This is a genomic window from Pseudomonas sp. UF-293, assembly GCF_058245595.1.
The window spans coordinates 1-20,717 of the sequence record NZ_JBSICA010000037.1; the positions used below are offsets into that span (position 1 = coordinate 1).

The 20,717-nt window shown below is 61.4% G+C and carries 19 protein-coding genes; 5 read left to right on the plus strand and 14 right to left on the minus strand.

Annotation, left to right across the window (positions count from 1 at the left end):
• Positions 1–210 (plus strand): hypothetical protein (locus AC4IHP_RS24950; RefSeq protein WP_490832984.1); only part of this gene is annotated, 210 nt, incomplete at its 5' end.
• A gap of 31 nt (positions 211–241) precedes the next feature.
• Here the strand turns inward: AC4IHP_RS24950 and hglS are convergent.
• The 6 genes from hglS to AC4IHP_RS24980 form a co-directional block, all read right to left on the minus strand.
• Entirely contained in the window at positions 242–1,621 is a 1,380-nt protein-coding gene (hglS, locus tag AC4IHP_RS24955) for a 2-oxoadipate dioxygenase/decarboxylase HglS (protein WP_490832985.1), read from the minus strand.
• Between the two features lie 88 nt (positions 1,622–1,709).
• Positions 1,710–2,930: a glycolate oxidase subunit GlcF gene (gene glcF / locus AC4IHP_RS24960; protein WP_460118223.1), complete on the minus strand. Its 1,221-nt coding sequence runs from the start codon at positions 2,928–2,930 to the stop codon at positions 1,710–1,712.
• Between the two features lie 2 nt (positions 2,931–2,932).
• The gene (gene glcE, locus AC4IHP_RS24965; RefSeq protein ID WP_490832986.1) at positions 2,933–3,982 is read right to left on the minus strand and encodes a glycolate oxidase subunit GlcE; all 1,050 of its coding nucleotides are present in this window, start codon (positions 3,980–3,982) and stop codon (positions 2,933–2,935) included.
• Positions 3,982–5,481 carry a glycolate oxidase subunit GlcD gene (glcD, locus tag AC4IHP_RS24970; protein ID WP_490832987.1) on the minus strand — a complete coding sequence of 500 codons (1,500 nt, stop codon included), beginning with the start codon at positions 5,479–5,481 and terminating at the stop codon, positions 3,982–3,984. The genes glcE and glcD overlap by 1 nt, the downstream gene beginning before the upstream one ends.
• Complete coding sequence (locus tag AC4IHP_RS24975) at positions 5,478–6,404, minus strand: alpha/beta fold hydrolase (RefSeq protein WP_490832988.1); 927 nt, start codon at positions 6,402–6,404, stop codon at positions 5,478–5,480. The genes glcD and AC4IHP_RS24975 overlap by 4 nt, the downstream gene beginning before the upstream one ends.
• Positions 6,405–6,425: 21 nt before the next feature.
• Complete coding sequence (locus tag AC4IHP_RS24980; protein WP_490832989.1) at positions 6,426–7,880, minus strand: flavin-containing monooxygenase; 1,455 nt, start codon at positions 7,878–7,880, stop codon at positions 6,426–6,428.
• 188 nt (positions 7,881–8,068) lie between these two features.
• Between AC4IHP_RS24980 and AC4IHP_RS24985 the strand changes: the two genes are divergently transcribed.
• Both AC4IHP_RS24985 and AC4IHP_RS24990 read left to right on the plus strand, forming a co-directional pair.
• Positions 8,069–9,142, plus strand: a complete 1,074-nt coding sequence (locus tag AC4IHP_RS24985; protein WP_460118234.1) for a diguanylate cyclase — start codon at positions 8,069–8,071, stop codon at positions 9,140–9,142.
• A 209-nt stretch (positions 9,143–9,351) separates the two neighbouring features.
• Complete coding sequence (locus tag AC4IHP_RS24990; RefSeq protein WP_460118236.1) at positions 9,352–10,590, plus strand: M20/M25/M40 family metallo-hydrolase; 1,239 nt, start codon at positions 9,352–9,354, stop codon at positions 10,588–10,590.
• 128 nt (positions 10,591–10,718) lie between these two features.
• Here AC4IHP_RS24990 and AC4IHP_RS24995 read toward each other — a convergent pair whose 3' ends face one another.
• From AC4IHP_RS24995 to AC4IHP_RS25030, 8 genes are all read right to left on the minus strand, one after another.
• A complete protein-coding gene (locus AC4IHP_RS24995) occupies positions 10,719–11,588 on the minus strand; it encodes an isocitrate lyase/PEP mutase family protein (RefSeq protein WP_024012471.1) in 870 nt (289 codons plus the stop codon).
• Positions 11,589–11,742: 154 nt separating this feature from the next.
• On the minus strand, positions 11,743–12,777 hold the full coding sequence (gene astA, locus AC4IHP_RS25000) for an arginine N-succinyltransferase (protein ID WP_490832990.1): 1,035 nt from the start codon (positions 12,775–12,777) through the stop codon (positions 11,743–11,745).
• Positions 12,778–12,826: 49 nt separating this feature from the next.
• Positions 12,827–13,843: an arginine N-succinyltransferase gene (locus AC4IHP_RS25005; RefSeq protein WP_490832991.1), complete on the minus strand. Its 1,017-nt coding sequence runs from the start codon at positions 13,841–13,843 to the stop codon at positions 12,827–12,829.
• 118 nt (positions 13,844–13,961) lie between these two features.
• Positions 13,962–15,311, minus strand: coding sequence for an APC family permease (locus AC4IHP_RS25010; protein WP_460118242.1), 1,350 nt, complete (start codon positions 15,309–15,311; stop codon positions 13,962–13,964).
• 68 nt (positions 15,312–15,379) lie between these two features.
• On the minus strand, positions 15,380–16,132 hold the full coding sequence (locus AC4IHP_RS25015; protein ID WP_460118244.1) for an N-formylglutamate amidohydrolase: 753 nt from the start codon (positions 16,130–16,132) through the stop codon (positions 15,380–15,382).
• Complete coding sequence (locus AC4IHP_RS25020) at positions 16,116–17,447, minus strand: type I glutamate--ammonia ligase (protein WP_460118246.1); 1,332 nt, start codon at positions 17,445–17,447, stop codon at positions 16,116–16,118. The genes AC4IHP_RS25015 and AC4IHP_RS25020 overlap by 17 nt, the downstream gene beginning before the upstream one ends.
• Positions 17,444–18,088 carry a cysteine hydrolase family protein gene (locus tag AC4IHP_RS25025; RefSeq protein WP_490832992.1) on the minus strand — a complete coding sequence of 215 codons (645 nt, stop codon included), beginning with the start codon at positions 18,086–18,088 and terminating at the stop codon, positions 17,444–17,446. The genes AC4IHP_RS25020 and AC4IHP_RS25025 overlap by 4 nt, the downstream gene beginning before the upstream one ends.
• 2 nt (positions 18,089–18,090) lie before the next feature.
• Positions 18,091–18,945, minus strand: coding sequence for a MurR/RpiR family transcriptional regulator (locus tag AC4IHP_RS25030; protein WP_490832993.1), 855 nt, complete (start codon positions 18,943–18,945; stop codon positions 18,091–18,093).
• A gap of 317 nt (positions 18,946–19,262) precedes the next feature.
• Here AC4IHP_RS25030 and AC4IHP_RS25035 point away from each other — a divergent pair, with 317 nt between their 5' ends.
• On the plus strand, positions 19,263–19,832 hold the full coding sequence (locus AC4IHP_RS25035; RefSeq protein WP_460118252.1) for a histidine phosphatase family protein: 570 nt from the start codon (positions 19,263–19,265) through the stop codon (positions 19,830–19,832).
• Entirely contained in the window at positions 19,832–20,587 is a 756-nt protein-coding gene (cobF, locus tag AC4IHP_RS25040; RefSeq protein WP_490832994.1) for a precorrin-6A synthase (deacetylating), read from the plus strand. Before AC4IHP_RS25035 ends, cobF begins: the two co-directional genes overlap by 1 nt.
• Positions 20,588–20,717: the final 130 nt, after the last annotated feature.

The following is a 20,717-nucleotide window of genomic DNA, read 5'->3' on the forward strand; positions in this document are numbered from 1 at the left end:
GCGCACTTGGCTGCAGGGCTTGCCCGGCGTGGGCTGCAGGGCAATTCACCCCTGAAATATTACGACCAACTGCGCAATTTCTTGCGCACAATGGCCAGATGCCTTTATGGAGGCAAAGATTGCTATGGACGCAAAGATCGCCTCATAGCTTCAGATCAAAAGATCGCAGCCTGCGGCAGCTCCTACATTTGGAATGCATTTCCCCTGTAGGAGCTGCCGCAGGCTGCGATCTTTTGATTTTTTAACGCGCGAGTCGGGTCAAACACTCCTCAATCGACCGCCGTTGCGTCTCGGCATACAACCCCAACTCATCGATGGCCGAACGCCCCAGCGCCTGTTCGAAAGCCTGGCGATTGGAATGTTCGGCGTAATGCGTCTGCGCAGAATCGCCAAGGTTTGACTGAAAAATCCCCGCCGCGCTCACCGGCAGGAAATCTTCGTACACCAGCGGCTCCGCTTTCACGTAGCCATCGCACAGCAAGTCCTCCAGGGACGACTCACCAAGTCCGCCAGCGGCCAAACCCTTTTCTGTAGCGAAATAACGAAAGTACGCCAGCCCCTGTTCGCGCATGCCCTCGACGTTGTCAGGAAATTCGGCAAAGTGCTGAGTCATCAGCGCGTTGTAGCGTGCGGCGTTGGCTTCATTGGGGAAGTCGCCCAGTTCATCGCGAGCGGCATTCAACAAGCGGTCATACAGCGCGCGACCCTTGGGTGTCAGAGCAGCGCCGCGTTGTTCGATTTCGCCGAAACGCGCGCTGTGGCTGCCACGGGTTTCGGGCTGATCGGTGAAGGCGATCGGCTCGTCCAGCGCCTTGAAACTGGTCTGGCGCAGCAGGATCGGGCAGTTGCGGCGCGGTGGGCCTTCAATCACTGCTTTCGGTGTGATGCCATGGGCAGGCATCTGCTCCTGCACGGTGTCGATGTCCAGCGTGCGCGGCGTAAGGTGATTGATATGCGGGCCTTTGAACGCAACGACATCGGCGATCAAGCGGTGCTGGGCGCTGAGTTTCTGGTACTGCGCGGCGCTGACGGTGGCGCTGTGGTGCCAGCGAAAAGTCTCCAGTGCCTGTCGGACGAATTCTGCGGCTTCGTCGTCATTCAGTCCGCCTGCCGTTTCCGCCTGTTCAATCAGGCGCAACGCCTCCTCAGTAAAAATCGAACGACGGTTCAGTACCGACTCGGCAAACGAACGCAATTCAGCGTCTTCAATCAGCTCCAGGCGCAGCAACGAGGTAAATACGCGAAACGGGCTGACCCGCAGCGCCTCTTCATGCACCGCACGAAACGCCGTCGAATGCACCGGCACACCCGCCGGAGTCAGGTCGTAATAACCCACCGGTTGCATGCCCATCACCGCGAACAAGCGGGCGAGGGTGGCCAGTTCGGTCGCGGTGCCTACCCGGATGGCGCCGTGGCGTTCCATGTCCAACCGATCGATTTCGCCGGTGCGCTTGAGTTGCCCGGCGATGTCTGGCTGACCTGCCAGCACGTCGCGGTTGGTTTTCTCCACCAGTTCCATCAGCGCGCCGTACAACGGCACCTCTTCGCGGTACATGTCGGACATCGCTCGGGAAAAGCGTTGGCGGATCAGGTCGGGGCTGACGAACGGCTGCACGGTCATGAAAAAAATTCCTGCCACGGTGACGAGATGGATGTCGGAAAAGATCGCAGCCTTCGCCCATGCGGGCAAACGAAGAATCCTACGAACTTCATTCTGCCAACGACTGATCCACCAGTTCGATCCAGTGCCTGACCTGCGTTCGCCCGGCGCTCGCCAGATGACTCTGACAGCCCACATTGGAAGTGACGATCAACTCAGGCCGGCCGCTTTCCAGGGCGTTGAGGCGCTGGTCACGCAATTGCCGCGCCAGCGCGGGTTGGGTCAGCGAGTAAGTGCCCGCCGAGCCGCAGCACAAATGGCCATCCGGTACCTGCGTGAGGTTGAAGCCGAGTCGGGTCAGCACGGCTTCCACCGCGCCGCCAAGTTTCAACGCGTGCTGCAACGTGCACGGGCAATGCACGGCGATGCGTCGTTCGCTGGCGGCGCACACTTGCTCCAGCGGTTCCTCGGCGATGATTTGCACCAGATCCCGAGTCATTTCGCTGATCCGCCGTGCTTTCAACGCGTAGATCGGATCGCCCGCAAGCAAATGCCCGTAATCCTTGATGAACGCGCCACAACCGCTGGCCGTCTGCACGATGGCTTCGGCGCCGTTCTGCAGATGCGGCCACCAGGCATCGATGTTCTGCCGCGCACGGTCCAGGCCCTTGGCCTGGGCGTCGAGGTGATAGTCGAGCGCACCACAGCAACCGGCCTCGCTCACCGGAGTGACGCTGATGCCCAGACGATCGAGCACCCGCGCCGTCGCGTCATTGGTGTTCGGTGACAGGCCGGGCTGCACGCAACCTTCGAGCAACAACACTCGGCGCGCATGCCGAGGAGCAGGGCGCGACCCCATAACACCCAAGCGCTGCGGCAGTTTGCTCTCCAGCAGGCGCGGCAGCAGCGGCCGAAAGGTCGCGCCCATGCGCAGCAAGCCTTTGAACAACCCGGGATTGGGCGCCAGCGCGCGCAAGCCTTCGCGCAGCAAGCGCTGGGCGGCCGGGCGCGGCACCGCGCTGTCGACCACCGCACGGCCGATGTCGAGCAGGTTGTGATAATCGACGCCGGACGGGCAGGTGGTTTCGCAGTTGCGACACGACAGGCAGCGATCCAGATGCAGCTGCGTCTGCTCGGTGGCCGGTGCGCCTTCCAGCACTTGCTTGATCAGATAAATGCGTCCGCGCGGCCCATCGAGTTCATCGCCGAGCAATTGATACGTCGGGCATGTCGCGTTGCAGAAGCCGCAATGCACGCAGGTGCGCAGGATCTTTTCCGCTTCGCCAGCACGGGGCAGTTGGCGCGATTGCTCGCTGAGGGTGGTTTGCATGGCTAAACCTCCGCGTACATTCGCCCGGGGTTGAACAGCCCTTGCGGGTCGAGTTGTGCCTTGAGTTGCCGGTGGTAGCGCAGCAGGGTTGGCGCCAAGGGTTGAAACGGCGAGTCGGTGGCACCGTGGGTAAAGCACGTTGCATGGCCGCCCAAGGAATGGGCGAGTGCGTGAATCTCAGAGCTTTCGGATTTTACCCAGCGTTGCGCGCCGGCCCAGTCGATCAGTTGCTCGCCGGGCAGTTCGAGCGGGCCGAGGTTGTTCGGCAATGACAGGCGCCACAGCGGCAAGCCTTCGTCGAAAAAACTCAGGCGCTGTTCGTTGAGGTCGCGCCAGAAACCCGAATCCAGCGGCTCGCCGCCGAGGCGTTGATGCGCCGCCGTCACCGAACCTTCGCCACCTTCCAGGCGCAGGTACAGGCTCCGGCCATCGTGGCAAGCGGCGCTGATCGGCAGCGGTTGCTGGCCCCATTCGGCAAGTTTGCTCAAGGCCCGAGCGCAGTCGATATCGAGGCGGATGCTCAGGCACTGGCGCGGTTTGGGCAGGACTTTCAGCGACACTTCGCTGAGCACGCCGAGGCAACCGAAACTGCCAGCCATCAGCCGCGACAGGTCATAACCGGCGACGTTTTTCATCACTTCGCCACCGAAGCGCAGATGCTGACCGAGGCCGGTGATCACCCGCGTGCCGAGAACGAAGTCGCGCACCGAGCCGGACCACGGCCGGCGTGGTCCGGACAGTCCCGTGGCGACCATGCCGCCGACCGTGGCGCTGTCGGCGAAGGACGGCGGTTCGCAGGGCAACATTTGCCCGGCGTGGTCCAGCGCCGCGAGCAGCTCGGACAATGGCGTGCCGGCGCGCACCGTGACCACCAATTCGGTCGGGTCGTACTGAACGATGCCGCGATGGGCGCGGGTGTCGAGCACTTCCCCGGCCACCTCGCGGCCGAGAAAGGCCTTGCTGTTGCCGCCCTGAATTTTTAGCGGCGTGGCATTGGCTCGCGCGGCGTTGACCTGATCGATCAAGGCGTTGGCGGCATCGAAATCAGCCATCAGAATCGCTCCAACTCGGGGAACGGCAGTTGCCCGGCGTGAATGTGCATCGCGCCGAATTCGGCGCAGCGGTGCAGGGTCGGGATGTTCTTGCCGGGATTGAGCAGGCCCTGCGGATCGAACGCAGCTTTCACCGCATGAAACAGCAGTAACTCGTCACTGTTGAACTGCGCGCACATCTGATTGATTTTCTCGCGACCGACCCCGTGTTCGCCGGTGATGCTGCCGCCGACTTTCACGCACAATTCGAGGATTTTGCCGCCCAACGCTTCGGCGCGATGCAGTTCGCCGGGCTGGTTGGCGTCGAACAGAATCAGCGGATGCATATTGCCGTCGCCGGCGTGGAACACGTTGGCCACGCGCAATCCGTATTCTTCGCCGAGGCGGGCGATACCTTGCAGCACAGCGGGCAGTTCGCGGCGCGGGATGGTGCCGTCCATGCAGTAATAATCCGGCGACAACCGGCCGATCGCCGGGAACGCATTTTTGCGCCCGGCCCAGAAACGCACGCGCTCGGCTTCGTCCTGGGCCTGGCGCACCTCGCTGGCGCCGGCCGCTGTCATGACTTCCCGTACACGCTGGCAATCGTCGTGCACGTCGGCTTCGACGCCGTCGAGTTCGCACAGCAGAATCGCCTCGGCGTCGACCGGATAGCCGGCGTGGATAAAGTCTTCGGCGGCGCGAATGGCGAGGTTGTCCATCATTTCCAGACCACCCGGAATGATCCCGGCAGCGATGATTTCGGCGACCGCGCGGCCGGCCTTTTCCACTGAATCGAAACTGCCGAGCAAGACCTTGGCGACTTGCGGTTTGGGCAATAACTTCACCGTGACTTCGGTGATGATCCCCAGCAAGCCTTCGGAGCCGGTGAACAAGGCGAGCAGGTCAAAACCGGCTGAATCAAGCGCCTCGGAGCCCAGCGTCAGACGTTCGCCTTCAATAGTCAGCACTTCGATTTTCAGCACGTTATGCACGGTCAGACCGTACTTGAGGCAATGCACGCCGCCAGCGTTTTCCGCGACGTTGCCGCCGATTGAACAGGCGATTTGCGACGACGGATCGGGCGCGTAATACAAGCCGAACGGGGCCGCCGCTTGAGATATGGCGAGATTGCGCACCCCCGGTTGAACCCTGGCGATACGTGCGGCGGGGTCGATGTGCAGGATGTTGTTGAACCGCGCCATGACCAGCAGCAGGCCTTTTTCCAACGGCAGAGCGCCGCCGGACAATCCAGTGCCGGCACCCCGGGCGACCACGGGCACGCTGTGTTGATGGCAGAGTTTCAGCAGGGTTTGCACTTGCTCCAGACGCCGGGGCAGGGCGACCAGCATCGGCGTGGTGCGGTAGGCGGAGAGGCCATCGCATTCGTAGGGTTTGAGTTCTTCCTCGCGCCAGAGGATGTCCAGGTCCGGCAGGGCTTGTTGCAGAGCCTTGAGCAATTCGCCCTTGTTCACCTCGGGCAACGGACCGTCGAGGCGTTCGTCGTAAAGAATGTTCATCGCTGTCGTTCCAGAAAATCCCCGTACAGCCGCGCGGTATTTCCCGGCTGTTCGACCATCGGCATGTGCCCGACGTGATCCCACACATCCACTTCGAGATTAGCGATGCCTTTGCTCCACACCGGCACGCTGCTGACGTCGATCAGGCGATCCTTGCGCCCCCACAGCAGCAACGCCGGGCATTTGATCTCGGCCAGTTTCGGCTCCATCGGCGGGCTGGCGCGGAAGTCGCGGAAGATTTCTTCAAGCTCGTCACGTTGTTGCTCATAGCGCTGGGCGACGGCGTCGAGCACCAGTTTCGGCACCCACGGCGGCGATTCCATGGTCATCGCATAAAAGCGCTGAAACTCTTCGCGGGAGTTGATCAGGAATGGATTGTGCCCGCGCGCCAGATGGCGCTCCATGTCGCTCGGCTCCGGTGCGGTGACGCCGGCCGGGTCGATCAACGCCAGCGAGGCGATTCGCTCGGGATAGGTTGCCGCCAGCCACGCGGCGATATAGCCGCCCATGGAGTTGCCGATGACATGGACTTTCTCCACGCCGCAGACGTCGAGCAGTTGAATCATGCGTTTGGCCTGAACCGCAATGTCGTAACCGCCGCCAGCCTTGAAGCCAGTCTCACCGTGGCCGGCCAGATCCGGGATGATCACCCGATACTGACGGACGAAATGCCGGGCGCAGCGCAGCCAGAGGTTTTTGTCGGCGCTGAAGCCGTGCAGCATCAGGATCGCGCTGGACGCCTCGTACGGCCCGCCTTGCCAGGTCGACACGGTCATCTCGGCGATCGGCACTTCGATCTTGTGCAATTTGTACAACCTGGCCTCGCTGGCCATGGCCAGGTTGTACAGCCAATGGCCAACCGCCGGGTAACTCAACCAGCTCCAGGCCACGAAAACCGCGAGTGCGACAAACAGCAAAAGCATCGACGTCTTCCTTTTACGTGTTCAGGACAAAATATGGTCGGCCGGTTTCAGCGCCCGGGTCAGCAGGTGATAGCTGAAACTGAAGCCGGGAAACATCGCGATCACGTGACCGCTCTTGCTCTGGTACCAACTGTGGCAACCGCCGGACTTCCACACCGTGCGCTGCATTTCCCGGTGGATCATTGCAGTGTAGGTACGTTCCGCGTCATGACGCACTTCGATGCTGCGCAGGCCTTTGGCCTGCACCGTGCGGATACAGTCGAGGATGTAGTTCATCTGCGATTCGATGATGAACAGCGCCGAGGTGTGGCCGATGCCGGTGTTCGGCCCGGTGACGATAAACAGGTTGGGGAAGTCCGGCAGGCTGGTGCCGAGGTAGGCGCGCGGATATTCGGCCCAGACATCTCTGAGTTGCACCGCGTTTTTACCGCTGACCGGGTAGGAAATTACCCCGTCGGGGGCGTCGTAACCGGTGGACCAAACGATCAGATCAATATCGAGATGCTCGCCGTCCACGGTGTTGATCCCGCTTTCGTCGATCGAAGCGATGCCGTGCTCGCGACTGTGCAGCGTGACGTTGGCGCGGCTCAGCGCCGGGTAGTACGTACTGGACACCAGCACCCGTTTGCAGCCGATGGTGAAATCCGGCGTGAGTTTCTGCCGCAGCAGCGGGTCCGGAACCTGGCGTTTGAGAAAACGCAGCGCATGTTGCTGGACCAGGTGAATCGCCGGTTTCGAGTATTTGAAAGCGATCACCCGGGTTTCGAATTGCCAGTAGATCAGCCAGCGCAGCAGTTTGTATGCCGGTTTCAGGCCAAGCAGCCAGCGCTGAAACCGGCCGAATTTGCGATCGGCACGCGGCAACACCCAATGCGGCGTGCGCTGGAATACATGCAGATGTTCGACCTGGGTTGCAATCGCCGGGATCACTTGCGCGGCGCTGGCACCGCTGCCGACGATCGCCACGCGTTTACCGCGGTAGTTGTAGCTGTGATCCCAATTATTTGTGTGAAAAGTCTTGCCTTGAAAGCGATCCATCCCAGGAAAGTGTGGGATGACCGGCTGACTCAACGGCCCGGAAGCATTGATCAGGAACTGCGTATGGAAAATGCCTTTGGCGCGGGTATGCACTGTCCAGCGTTTGTCCGCTTCGTTCCATTCGACGCGCTCGACATCGGCCTCCAGTTCCACGCGTTCGCGCAAACCGAACTGCTCGATCAGCTGTTCGGTATAGCGCTGCAGTTCGGCCTGTTCGGCGAACATCTGCGTCCAGCGATAGGGCGCAAATGACAGCGAATACAGCGGCGACGGCACGTCCACCGCTGCGCCGGGGTAGGTGTTCTGACACCAGGTACCGCCGAAAAAGTCGCGTCGCTCAAGAATGCGAAAGTCGTCGATCCCGGCCTTGAGCAGGTTGACCGCCGCGCACTGGCCGCCGAAACCGCTGCCGATGATCAATACAGCGTAGGTATGCATGTGTCCCCTTTTTATAGTTGTTTTTGCATTTCCCCTCTTTCATTTATAGCCAACTCTGGGCGGCGTGTGCGGCGCTGATCGCGCTCTATTCAGGCCGCTGGCCGGTGATGGCTATTTAACGGCGCCCTGATAGACTCCGGGCACATCCTTGTCGGGATGTAACCATGCATCGCGCGGTCGAGGCCCTTATGGGAAATACGCGAGGAAAGGGACTTTCACTGGCCAGGAGGCTGTATACGTCGCGGGTGTTCGGGCTGCTGCTCGGGCTGATGTGTGTCAGTGTGGCGATGCATGCGCTCGATCCGCCGCTGTGGGTGTGGGGCCTGATGCTGTTCAACGGCCTGGTCTGGCCACATCTGGCCTTTCTATGGGCGCGAAGCTCGAACACTCCGTACCGCGCCGAACACCGCAATTTGCTGATCGACGCGTTCATGGGTGGCTTCTGGGTAGCCGCCATGCAGTTCAATCCGCTACCCAGTGCGACCACGATTTCGATGATGGCGATGAACAACGTCGCCATTGGCGGAGGGCGGTTTCTACTCGCCGGGACGGCGGCGCAGCTATTGGGCATCGGCGTCGGGCTGGTGGTGTTTGCGCCGGCGTTCATTCCAGCGACATCGCCGCTGCAGCTTTACGCCTGTTTGCCGTTGCTGTTGCTGTATCCGCTGGCGCTGGGCTGGATCTGCTTTCGTCAGGCCTCGACCCTCGGTCGGCACAAGCGTGAGCTGTTGGCGTTGAGTCGCACCGACAGCCTGACCGGCCTGCTCAATCACGGCGCGTGGAAGGACCAACTGAACCTCGCATTCCAGCGCTGCAACCGCCAGCAGCAGGGCGCGGCAATTGCCTTGATCGACATCGATCACTTCAAGGCGATCAACGACACCTACGGCCACGTCGCCGGCGACATCGTCCTGCGCCAGTTGAGCAAACTGCTCAAACAGAATCTGCGCGCCACCGATGTCGCCGGGCGATACGGCGGAGATGAGTTCTGCGTGATCCTGCCGGAACTGCCACTGTTCAACGCCGCTCAGGCCATGGAAGCCTTGCGCGAGCGTTTCGCGGTGATGGGCTACGAGCAGAACCCGGCGCTGAAGGTCAGTCTGAGCATTGGTCTGGCTGCCTACGACCCAAGCCATGCCGACGCCACGCGGTGGCTGGATGAGGCCGATCAGGCGTTGTACGAAGCCAAGGCCAGTGGGCGCAATCGGGTGATCTGCAACAGCGACAATAAACCGAGGCAGGCGCTGCTGGATTCGGTCTGACGGAGGGTGCTGCTACCTGTGGGAGCGAGCCTGCTCGCGAAAGCCGTGGGTCAGGCGGTATTAATATTGTTTGCCACGACGCCTTCGCGAGCAGGCTCGCTCCCACAGGGTTATGTGTTGTCGATTAGATCAGTGTCGCTTCCGCTATAGAGCCTTGCGCCAATGTCGGTTACGGTTGAATCCCTCCGACACGAAACAAGGACTGCTTCATGACGTTCTCATTTCCCCGCTCACTGCTGGCCGCCAGTCTCGGTCTGTCCCTCGCGCTCACGGCCGCCACCGCTGTCGCCGAACCGCATAAACAAGTGCTCGCCGATGCCGAGCAGTACCAGCCCGAAGCCCTGAAGTTACTGGAGCGACTGGTCAATATCGACTCCGGTTCCGGTTATGAACCGGGCCTGAAACAGGTCAGCGATATTGCCATTGATGAGCTGAAAAAACTCGGCGCCACCATCGAACTGGTACCCAACACCCCGGAAAAATCCAATCACGTGCTGGCCACGCTCAAAGGCACCGGCAAAGCAAAAATCCTGCTGATGGCGCACATGGACACGGTGTTCAAGGAAGGCTCCGCGGCCGAGCGGCCTTTCCACATCAAGGACGGTCGCGCCTACGGGCCGGGGGTGATGGACGACAAGGGTGGCATCGTCGCCGGCATCTATGCGCTGAAAGTGCTGAAGAACCTCGACTTCAAAGACTATGCGCAGATCACCTTCCTGCTCGACGCCAGCGAAGAAACCGGCTCGGATGTCGCCACCGACCTGATCAAGAAAACCGCCAAACAGCACGATGTGACCCTCAACCTCGAACCGGGCCGCCCGGCCGATGGCCTGGTGGTGTGGCGCAAGGGCAGTGCGACAGCGCTGGTCGAAGTCAAAGGCAAAGCCGCCCACGCCGGCGTCGCGCCAGAGCTTGGACGGAACGCGGCAATGGAAGCGGCGCACCAGATTCTGCAACTGGGCAAGCTCGGCGACGAGGCGAAGAAGACCACCATCAACTTCACCGTGCTCAAGGCCGGCGATCGCACCAACGTGATTCCCGATCAGGCCACGGCCAAGGCGGATGTGCGTGCGGCAGTGCCGGAGGAATTTGATCGCATCGAGAAGGATCTGGCGCGGGTCTCGCAGGACAAGTTGATTGCCGATACCGAAGTGAAAACGTCCTTGCAGCGCGGTTTGCCGCCGATGCCGCAGACGGCCGAGTCGGATCGCCTGATGGCCATGGCCCAGGGAATTTACGGCGAGATTGGCCGCAAGCTGACCGAGGAGGGCAGTGGTGGCGCGGCGGATGCCAGTCTGTCCGCAGGCGTTGGCACGCCGACGCTGGATGGCTTCGGGATTGTCGGCGGCAATATTCACACGCCGGAGGAATATGCCGAGGTGGCGAGTGTAGCGCCGCGGATTTACTTGTTGTCGCGGATGATCATGGAGTTGGCCAAGCCGCAATGAAGCAGTGATCGTTCCCGGTTCAGCTCCGCAGCAGCAGACGCTTCGCGAGCAGGCTCGCTCCCACAGGGGGACCGCATTTCAACTGTGGGAGCGAGCCTGCTCGCGAAGGGGCCGGTGCAGCGTTTGCATCACTCCTTGACGCTCATGTATTCCTTGGCCCACAGAATGTATTCCTCCGGCTGGGTGTAGGTGTGCGTCAATTCGGTCGCGCTGAGGTCGGCGGCCTGGGTGAAGATCTGCCGCTGTTCGCGCAGGCTGTCATAGGTCGCTTTGATCGCGGCGAAGTAGGCACCGTGGCCGTCGATGGTCACGCGCACGCCGAGTTCGGCCAGGCGCTTGTCGTCGCGCAGCGCCGGATTGCCGTAGGTGACCAGCATCAGCGGCACGGTCAGATGTTCGGCGATCTGTTCCAGCTGATCGAAGTCCTGCACGCCGACCATGCAGATACCGTCAGCGCCGGCCGCTTGATATTGGCGGGTACGGCTGATGATTTCCTGGTTCGGCAGGATCCCGGCGTTGGTGCGGGCGATGATGGCCATCTCGGTGTCGACCCGGGCTTCCAGCGCCGCGCGGATCTTGCCGACACCTTCGGCTACGGTGATCAGATCAGTGGATTTGCGTCCGAATTGCGCGGGCAGCAGGGTGTCTTCGATGGTCAGTGCAGCGACGCCGGCACGTTCAAGTTCGACGATCGTGCGCATTACGTTGAGGGCGTTACCGTAGCCGTGATCGGCGTCGGCGATCACTGGCAATTGGGCGACGCGGCCAATGCGCGTGGCCTGTTCGGCGAATTCGCTGAGGGTGATCAGGGCGAAGTCTGGCGCGCCGAGCACCTGCAGCGAGGCCACGGAACCGCCGAGGATACCTACTTCGAAACCCAGGTCAGCGGCGATGCGGGCCGACATCGGGTCGAACACCGAAGCCGTGTGGTAGCAGGTGTCGGAGGCCAGCAGCTGACGGAAATTACGGCGCAAATCTTGATGGGAAAGCCTGGTCATACGAGTTCCACCAATACATAAGGAATGGAAGGGCTTGAGCAAAGGTGTCAACGCCGAAGAATGAAAAGGCTATCACGCGAATGGGTCAAGAATCATGACGAATTTGCGCGGCAAGACTGGCGGCTGAAAGGTTTAATCTCCCGTGCTGGAAATATCAGGCCGCCACGGCGTGTTGCTGTTGATGGGGCAGGAGCACCGCGCGCACCGAATTGCCCGGCTGCAATTGCAGGCGTTTGGCGGTGAGACGATCAACAACCAGGCTGTTGCCCACCAGTCGACCGGGGGCCACGGTAATGCGGCAGTTTTCCAGGCGGCGGTTGTGAATCAGCCACAGCGGCGCCTGCTCGTCCGGGGTGCCCAGGTTCAGGGTCAGTTCAAGGCTGTCGCGCACCGTACGGATGCTGCGGATCGGCGCTTCGATGACCGGGCCACCGTCGAAAATGTCGATGTAGCCTTTGTGCGCAAAGCCTTCAGCTTGAAGAATCTTCAACGCCGGCTGGGTGTTCGGGTGAGTCTGACCAATCGCCGCCTGCGCCTGTTCGGTGAGCAGGCAGGTGTACAGCGGCTGGCGCGGCATCAGTTCGGCGATAAAGGCTTTGTTGCCCAGGCCCGACAAGTGATCGGCGTGGGTGAAATCCATCTGGAAAAAGTGCCGGCCAAGGCTGTCCCAAAATGGCGAGCAACCGTTTTCATCGGCACTGCCGCGCAGTTCGGCGATCATCTTCTCGCCAAACAGGTGCGGAAATTCGGCGACGAACAGCAGACGCCCCAGCGACAGCAAGCGGCCATTGCTGCCGCTGCGCTGGTCATGGCGCAGAAACAGTGAGCACAGCTCGGATTGGCCGGTCAGTTCGTTGTTGAGGAACAACGTCGGAATCTGCCGCTGTATGCCCAGATCCGGCGCCGAACTGACGGTTACGCCGAGCCGGTAGTTGTACCAGGGTTCGCGCAAGCCAACGGCGCCAGCCATGGCGCTGACACCGACCACGCGCTGCTCGTCATCCTCGAGTACAAACAGGTAATCGGCATCGGCGCGTTCCACCTGTTCGGCGAACGCCCGCTGCGCCCAACGCACTCGATGTGCGAGGCGGTCTTCGTTGGCAGGAAGGGTGGTAAAGCCCGGCCCTGCCTGTTCAACGAGGGTCATCAAGGCAGGCAGATCACTGACTTTTACCGGACGGACAATCATGCTCCAACTCCTTTGGCGTACCGATTCAGGCGTGGACGGCTAGCGCGGCTCACAGAGCGACCAGCCGTATCGAACTGCCATCGCTGACTTTCAGTGCGGCGCAGATGGCGGGTGTCAGGGGCAGCGGCTGATCGGGCTGATAATCAAGTTCGGTGACAACGGCGCGGTAGCCATGCAGGGCGTCGTTGCTCAGCAGGTAACGGCCACGGGCGTCGTTCGATACCTGTTGGCGGACGACGACGGTCTGGCTGTCAGCGATCGAGCGAATGTTCGCGGTACGCGCATACAGGGTCGGACCGGCGTCGAACAGGTCGATGTAGCTGTTGGTTTCGAAGCCCTCGCGTTCAAGGATATCGAATGCTTCCTGACCGTCCGGATGCACGCGGCCGATACAGTCCTGCGCCGCTTGCGGCAGCATTGGCACATAGATCGGGTATTGCGGCATCAGTTCGGCGAGAAACGTGCGGCTCTGCAAACCGCAGAGCCGCTCGGCTTCGGCATAGGGCAGGTCGAAGAAATGCTTGCCCAGCGCATCCCAGAATGGCGAATGCCCTTGCTCGTCGCTGTAGCCGACGATCTCGGTAATCACCGCTTCGGAGAACCGCTGCGCATGTGCGGCAATGAACAACAGGCGCGCCCGCGACAGCAGTTCGGAAAACGGCGTGCGCACCAGCGTGGCGTCGATGTGGAAACCGCGCAGCAAGGTATGCCCGCTGAGGTCATGGCACAGCGACAACGCCGGCACGCCGTGCTCGATGTTCAATTCCCGCGAAGCGCTGGTGAAGTGGCGGTTGCGCAGGCTGTAGAACGGCTCCTTGAAGCCGGCGGTGGCAAGAATTTCCGAGCAGCCGACCAGTTGCTGGCGTTCGAGATCTTCGAGCACGAAGAAGTAGTTCTCCGGCCCCTGCGCTGCGGCGGCGCTGTCGAAGGACGCGCACGATGCGGCGATTTTCTCGCGCAGGTGTTCGCTGTCATCCGGCAGCGAGGTCACGCCGATCAGGCTCTCGCGAGCCAGGCGCTGTAGCTGGGGCAGATCATTCTGCTCGACTGGGCGTAAGACCAGCATGGATGTACTCCTGTATCAAAAGGTTCGGCTCGTTCACCGAACCTGACTATCACTGTCGGTTTCCACGCGTTGAATCGGCGGTCGCCTGACTGGGTGTCAGACGCCGCTCTTTTTCTTGTCAGCCTTTGCTTGGATCGGGCAGTGCGGTGCTGGCGCCGAGCTTGTTGAGGAAGAACAGGTAAACCAGGCCCAGGGCAATCCAGATCAGACCAAGCTTCTGCGCATCGACGCCCATGTTGTACATGATGGCGGCGACGATGATGAAGCCGATCACCGGGCAGAGCAGATGGCGTACAACCTGCCCGGACTTCTGCCGACGCCAGTAGTGGTTGATCACCGTCAGGTGCAGCAGCATGAAGCCGCTTAGGGCGCCGAAGTTGATCAGCGAGGTGAGAATGTCCACCGCATTGAGGAACAGGTAGCAGATCAGCAGCGACAGCACCGCCACCAGATAAATGCTCAGGTACGGCGTGTTGTGTTTCGGGTGGACTTTGGCCAGCACCTTCGGCAGCTTGCCGTCGCGGGCCATGCCGAACAACAGGCGCGACACCGCGGCCTGCGAAGTGATCGCTACAGCGACGCCCCAGGCCAGCGCCGTGGCGACGGCGGTCAGGGTCGCGAGCCAGCTGCCAGCGGCGATTTCAGCGATTTCATAGAACGCGGTGTCGGCGGACTTGAAGCCCATGCCCGCCGCGAGATCGGTGGCAATCCACGTCTGTACCACGAAAATCGTGCCCATCACCGCCAGAGTGATCAGCGCTGCCTTGCCAACGCTGCGGCCCGGATCTTCCTTGATTTCTTCGGCGAGGGTCGAGATCGCGTCGAAGCCGAGAAATGACAGCACGGCGATCGACACCGCTTGCATCAGCAGGGCGAAGTTGAACGTTTCCGGGTGATACAGCGGCGCCATGGTCAGCTCGCCGTTACCACCGCCGTTGTGCAGGGCGTTCCAGGCGTAGAACAGGAAGATACCCAGTACCACCAGTTGTGCCAGGAGGAACAAGATGTTCATCCGCGCGGTAAAAGTGATGCCTCGCAGGTTGACGAATGTCGCGCTGACCAAGAACGCCAGAATGAAACCGACCTTGGGGATATCCGGGTACAGATGGTTGAGCGCCATCGCCGCATACAGGTACAGCAGCGGCGGAATCAGCAGGTAATCGAGCAGCATCAGCCAGCCAGCGATAAAACCGACGTGTTGGTTAAGGCCGCGCTGGGCGTAGGAATATACGGAACCGGCAACCGGGAAGGCCTTGGCCATGCTGCCGTAACTCAGCGCGGTGAACAGCATCGCGACCATGCCGATGATGTACGCCAGCGGCACCATCCCCGGTGCTTCGGCATTGACGTAGCCATACACACCGAACGGGGCGATGGGGATCATGAAGATCATCCCGTACACCACCAGATCGGTCAGCGTCAGGCTACGTTTCAACTCTTGCTTGTAGCCGAATTCTTCAATTTCCATGAAGCGCAACTCCTTGTCAGCCATCGGTCGTTTTAGTTGTTCTATCGGTCCATCTTTTACCGCGATTCTTACAGCAAAGGTGCGAGGTAGCCGGCCCAGCGCGATACCGCTTCGGGGCTGCGCAGCAAGTCATTGCGCACCTCGATCAGCACTGCTTCAAGGCCGCGGGCGTCGCCGTGCACCGGCACGGTCATGTCGCCCAAAGGATCAATCCTGTACGGTTGGTTGCCCGCGACTTTCAACGGATGCGCTTGCAGCCCGTCGAGCAGGCGCTCGGCATAGGCTTTGGCCTGGCCGAATAACACGCCGACTTCCAGTGGTCGCGGCTGGCCGTAATACACCGGAGTGAAACTGTGAATACCGACCACCCGCACCGGCCGGCCTTGGGCAATGCGTTCGTCGATCAGCGTCTGCAATCGCGCATGAAACGGTTTGAACAGGGTTTGCCGGCGGTACTCGCGCGCCGCTTCGTCCAGATCGCGGTTGCCAGGGATCTGATAGATCTCGCTCTGCAGCGGGATGCTGTCCGGCGCATGGCGCGGCCGGTTGAGGTCGATCAACAGCCGCGAATAATTGGCGCTGAGCAGCGTGGCGCCAAGCTGTTGCGACAACTGTTCGGCCAGTTGCAGCGCGCCGATGTCCCAGGCGATATGCTCACGCGCGGCCGCCTCGTCCAGGCCCAGATTATTCAGGGCTTCGGGGATGTAGCGACTGGCGTGCTCGCACACCAGGATCAACGGATTCGTCGAGTCCTCGCGGCTCAGGTTGTACACCGGGCGAGTGAACAACCCCAGTTCGGCGGATTCAGTACAGGCGTGCATAGTGCTCACACAGGTCAGCGGGCGAGAGCTGTTCCGTCAGCGCCAGTTCCTCGGTTTTCAGGGCGTAATACGTGTCGAGCAACGGCTTGGGCAGCCATTCATTGAAGGCTGCACTGTCGCGCAGGCAATCCAGCGCCTGGGCCAGCGAGGCGGGCAGGGCGACGATGCCCCGGGCCTTGCGTTGCTCGTCGTTGAGTGAATCGGGAATTTCCTCGGTGATCGCGTTCAGGGCCAGACGCTGCTCGATGCCGAGTCGCCCGGCGATCAGCAACGCGGCCATGGCCAGATGCGGCGAGGCGGTGGCGTCCATTGCGCGAAATTCCAGGTTGAACTGCTGCGCGGCAGACTTGCCACCCAAGGTCACGATCGGGCAGATGCGCAGCGCCGCTTCACGGTTCTGCTGCCCCAGGCAGGCGTACGACGCGCTCCAGTGGTGCGGCTGCAAACGTTCGTACGACAGCGGCGTCGGTGCAGTGAATGCGCAAAGCGCCGGCAGATAATGCAGGACGCCGGCAGCCCAGTGCTGACCGATGCCCGACAGGCCGTTGCTGGTGCCGGCGTCGTACAACATGGGCTCGCCGGCCAGATCGAGCAGGCTGACGTGCAGATGCACACCGTTGCATACCGCTTCGGCGGCGGTCTTCGGCGCAAAACTCAGATCGAGGCCCATCTGCCGGGCGATTTCCCGGGTGATTTCACGCACGTTGACCGCACGATCCGCCGCTGCCACGCCAAGGGTCGGGCGGCAGGTGATTTCGTATTGGTGCTTGCCGTATTCCGGCAGGAACATCTCCGGCTCGACGCCGCCGGCGCGCAGGGCACTGAGCAGCCAGCCGCCGAATTCGGCGCCTTGGCGCTGCGCCTCGAGAGAGAAGGCTGCGTGCTCGGCAACGCCTGCGTGCAGGTTGAACTCATGTTCGAACGCGGCGTTGACCTGCAAACCCAGCTCATCGTGATAGCGCTCGATTTCATCGCGCAGTAGCGTACGGGGGCAGGCGCCCCACGCTTGGCCGTCGGTCTCGCGAATATCGGCGTGGATGAAATCCAGCACCGGCGCGTTGGCGTCGGGGCCGCTACCGACGGTCACGCGGCTGCTCAGATCGGGAATCAGCCGCAGGTCGCCGTACGCGCCCCACGGATTGTGCGAGGCGATGATGTCTTGCGGCGTCAACGCGCTGTTGGCCGGCACCCAGCCGCAACCCGCTGCCTGGTAGTGCTCCAGTTCATCGGTAGGAAACGAGCGACCACGGGTGATGCCGATCAGGTCGGTTGTCACCAGCGTAGTCATCGGCAAAGGCGTCAGGCGTGCGGTCACGGCTGCATCTCCTGCAAACGGCCGAGCACGGTGTCGGTGTCGGTGATCCAGCAGTAGCCCTTGATCGCGTTGAGGCAGGCGTGATGGCGTTCAGCTGTGTAAGTGGCGCAGGCGTCCTCCACCAGCGTGACCAGATAGCCACGGTCTGCAGCATCGCGCACGGCCATGTCGACGCACTGGTCGGTGACGATGCCAGCGATGATCAGATGACGGGTCTGCAGGTTACGCAGGACGTAGTCGATGCTGGTCGAGTTGAACACCCCGGAGGAGGTCTTCGGCAGCACGATTTCGTTCTCTATCGGGGTCAGTTCGGCAATCACCTGCGCTTGCACGCTGCCCTTGGGCAGGTGCATGTCGGACAGCTTGTGATCCAGCGAACGGTCGCGGCCGTCGGCGGTCAGGCTTTCGATGATGGTATGCAGCACGTTTTGCTGTGCCTGGCGAAAGGCGCCGAGCAAACGTTGCTGGTTGGGCACCACCTGGCTGCGCGCGCGCTGGAGAAAATATTCGGCGTCCGGCCCGCTCAGGTGCGGGTCGAATTGCGGCTCGAGCCAGGCACGCTGCATGTCTACCAGCAACAAAGCGGTGTGGTCGAACGCAAACGGCACGTCCCGGGGCGAGCGGTGGGGAAGGCTGAACATCCTTATTTTTCCTCCATCAGGTGAGTCGCAAAATCGTTGCGCAGGGCATCGATGCCTTCCAGGCGATCGGCAGGGTCGGGCACGCGCAAGGTCAGGCAGGCAATCAGCGCCTCGACCTGCGCCAGCGCCGGTACCATGGTGTCGAACGGCGACGCCGATTCCACCGGTGCGCTGATGATCAGGTCGGCCAATTCGCGCAGCGGCGAGGCGTAGACATCGGTGAACAGCACCACCCGCGCGTTGTTGTTTTTCGCCGCCTGCGCAACGCGCAAAGCTTGGGTCTGGTAGCGCCGGTAGTCGAACACCAGCACCACGTCCTGACGTAGCAAATCGTATAAACGGTCGGGCAGCAGCGCGTTGTCTTCCAGGGCGAAGCAGCCGGGACGCAGCAGACGCAGGTGGTTGAGCAGGTAATTGGCCATGAGAATGCTGAAGCGGCCACCGAAACAGTAGACCTGATGGCGGCTGTCGAGCAGCCATTCCACGAGGATGCGCACGTCTTCCGGTTGGGTCAGGGCTTGAGTGTCGACCAGCAAGCGGTGGCTGTCGGCCAGATAATGTGCCCAGGCATCGTCCTTGTTCTGCTGCGAGCGCGGCTGCAACAGCGTGCGTGGCGAGCGCAGGCGATGGTCCATGTCGCTGAGCAAGGCTTCCTGGAATTCGGCATAACCGCCGAAACCGAGCTTTTTCACCAGGCGCACAATGGTCGGATCGCTAACACCAGCATGTTCAGCCAGCCGCGCCATAGGCCCGAGACCGTTGCGCGGGTACTGATCGAGCAGGGCGCGGACGACTTTGCGCTCCGATGGCGTCAGGTCCAGGCCGGGATCGGTGATCAGGTCTCTGAGAGGGGGCATCCGGGCTCCTGCTGGATGGGGTGTCGAATTCGTTTCACAATCCGTGAAACGAGTATTTATGTAATGGGTGTTACATGTCTAGCTAATTTTTGTACAGGTTCAGCGAGCACCAAAAGTGTGCGGGGCGCCCGTTTAATAAGGGCTAGGCCGGGGTCGCTCGGTGTTGTAGTCCTTTGCCGATGGCGGTGTGAGACATTGCCTATAGACGAGTCAGCGACTGGCAGGCGATCGCGCTCAGAGTCTCCGGTTTGCGGCACAATGGCTCGCGGACCGGCTGTGCCGTCGCTTGTTATAACTTTCAACCGAGAAACCTGCTTGTGCCAAGTAGCCGTTTGACATTGATTTGCCATGCACGAACCGTCGCACAAAAACTGGCGCGTTTTCCTACGAACGAGCCTGTTGAAGATTTGCCTGTGGCGTCTGACGCGTTCAAGGCGCGATTTGCCCCGCCACGGCGATTGATTTGCGGGCCAGAGCTGCGGACCCGGCAAACAGCAGCGTGGCTGGGTGCCGATGCCGAAATCGACCAGGCCCTGCGCGATTGCGATTGGGGACGTTGGCACGGCCAGTCGATCAAGGATCTGCAAGCCAACCACGCCGACGCATTGCAGGCCTGGCTGGCCGATGCAGACGCAGCCCCCGATGGCGGCGAATCGGTCAGGCAACTGACGCAGCGGGTGGCGCAATGGCTGGACACGATCGCCGCAACGCCCGGACATGTCGTGGCGGTCACTCATCCGTTCGTCATGCGCGCGGCGCTGGTGCAGGTGGTGCAGGGCGGAGCGTTCAATGTGATCGATGTCGAGCCGCTGTCGGTGATCGAACTGCGCTTCAACGGCATCTGGCGCCTACGCTTGCCGGGCGTGGCCCTCGAAGAGGAATTCTGATGAAACAGCTGCTGGTCGTCGGCATCGGCGCCGGCAATCCTGACTACCTCACGATGCAGGCGGTGAAGGCGCTGCATCGGGTCGATGTGTTTTTCCTGCTGGATAAAGGCCAGAGCAAGCAGACGCTGATCGATCTGCGCCGGGACATCTGCGAGCGCTACATTACCGATCACACTTATCGCTTTGTTGAAGCCAGGAGTCCGGAACGCGAGCGCGGTGATGTCGACTACACAGCCAGCGTCGATGCACTGAATCGCGCCAAGCAACAGACCTTCGAAAAGTTGATCAATGAAGAATTGTCCGACGGCCAGTGCGGCGGTTTCCTGATTTGGGGCGATCCGGCCTTGTACGACAGCACGTTGCGGATTCTTCAGGCGATCCAGTCATCAGGCCGCTGTGAGTTTGAATACGAGGTGATACCAGGGATTACCAGCGTTCAGGCCTTGGCCGCGCAGCACAAAATCCCCTTGAACACGATTGGCCACTCAGTAGAAATCACCACGGGCCGGCGATTGGCGGCGGGGCAGGTGAGTGAGGCGGACAGTCTGGTGGTCATGCTCGATGCCGAAGATTCCTATCAGCAAGTGGCAGATCGGCAGACCGAGATTTTCTGGGGCGCTTACTTGGGCACGCCGGACGAGATTCTGCTCAGCGGCAGGCTGGCGGATGTCGCCGACGAGATCGAACGGGTGCGCAAAGCGGCGCGGGCGGAGCATGGGTGGATCATGGATACCTATTTGCTGCGCAAGACTTGAAAGGTTGGCCCCTGAACAAGCGCTTTCGCGAGCAGGCTCGCTCCCACATTCTGGTATGCATTTCCCTGTGGGAGCGAGCCTGCTCGCGAAGCGGCCAGAACATTCACCTTGATTTTCGACAGGCAAAAAG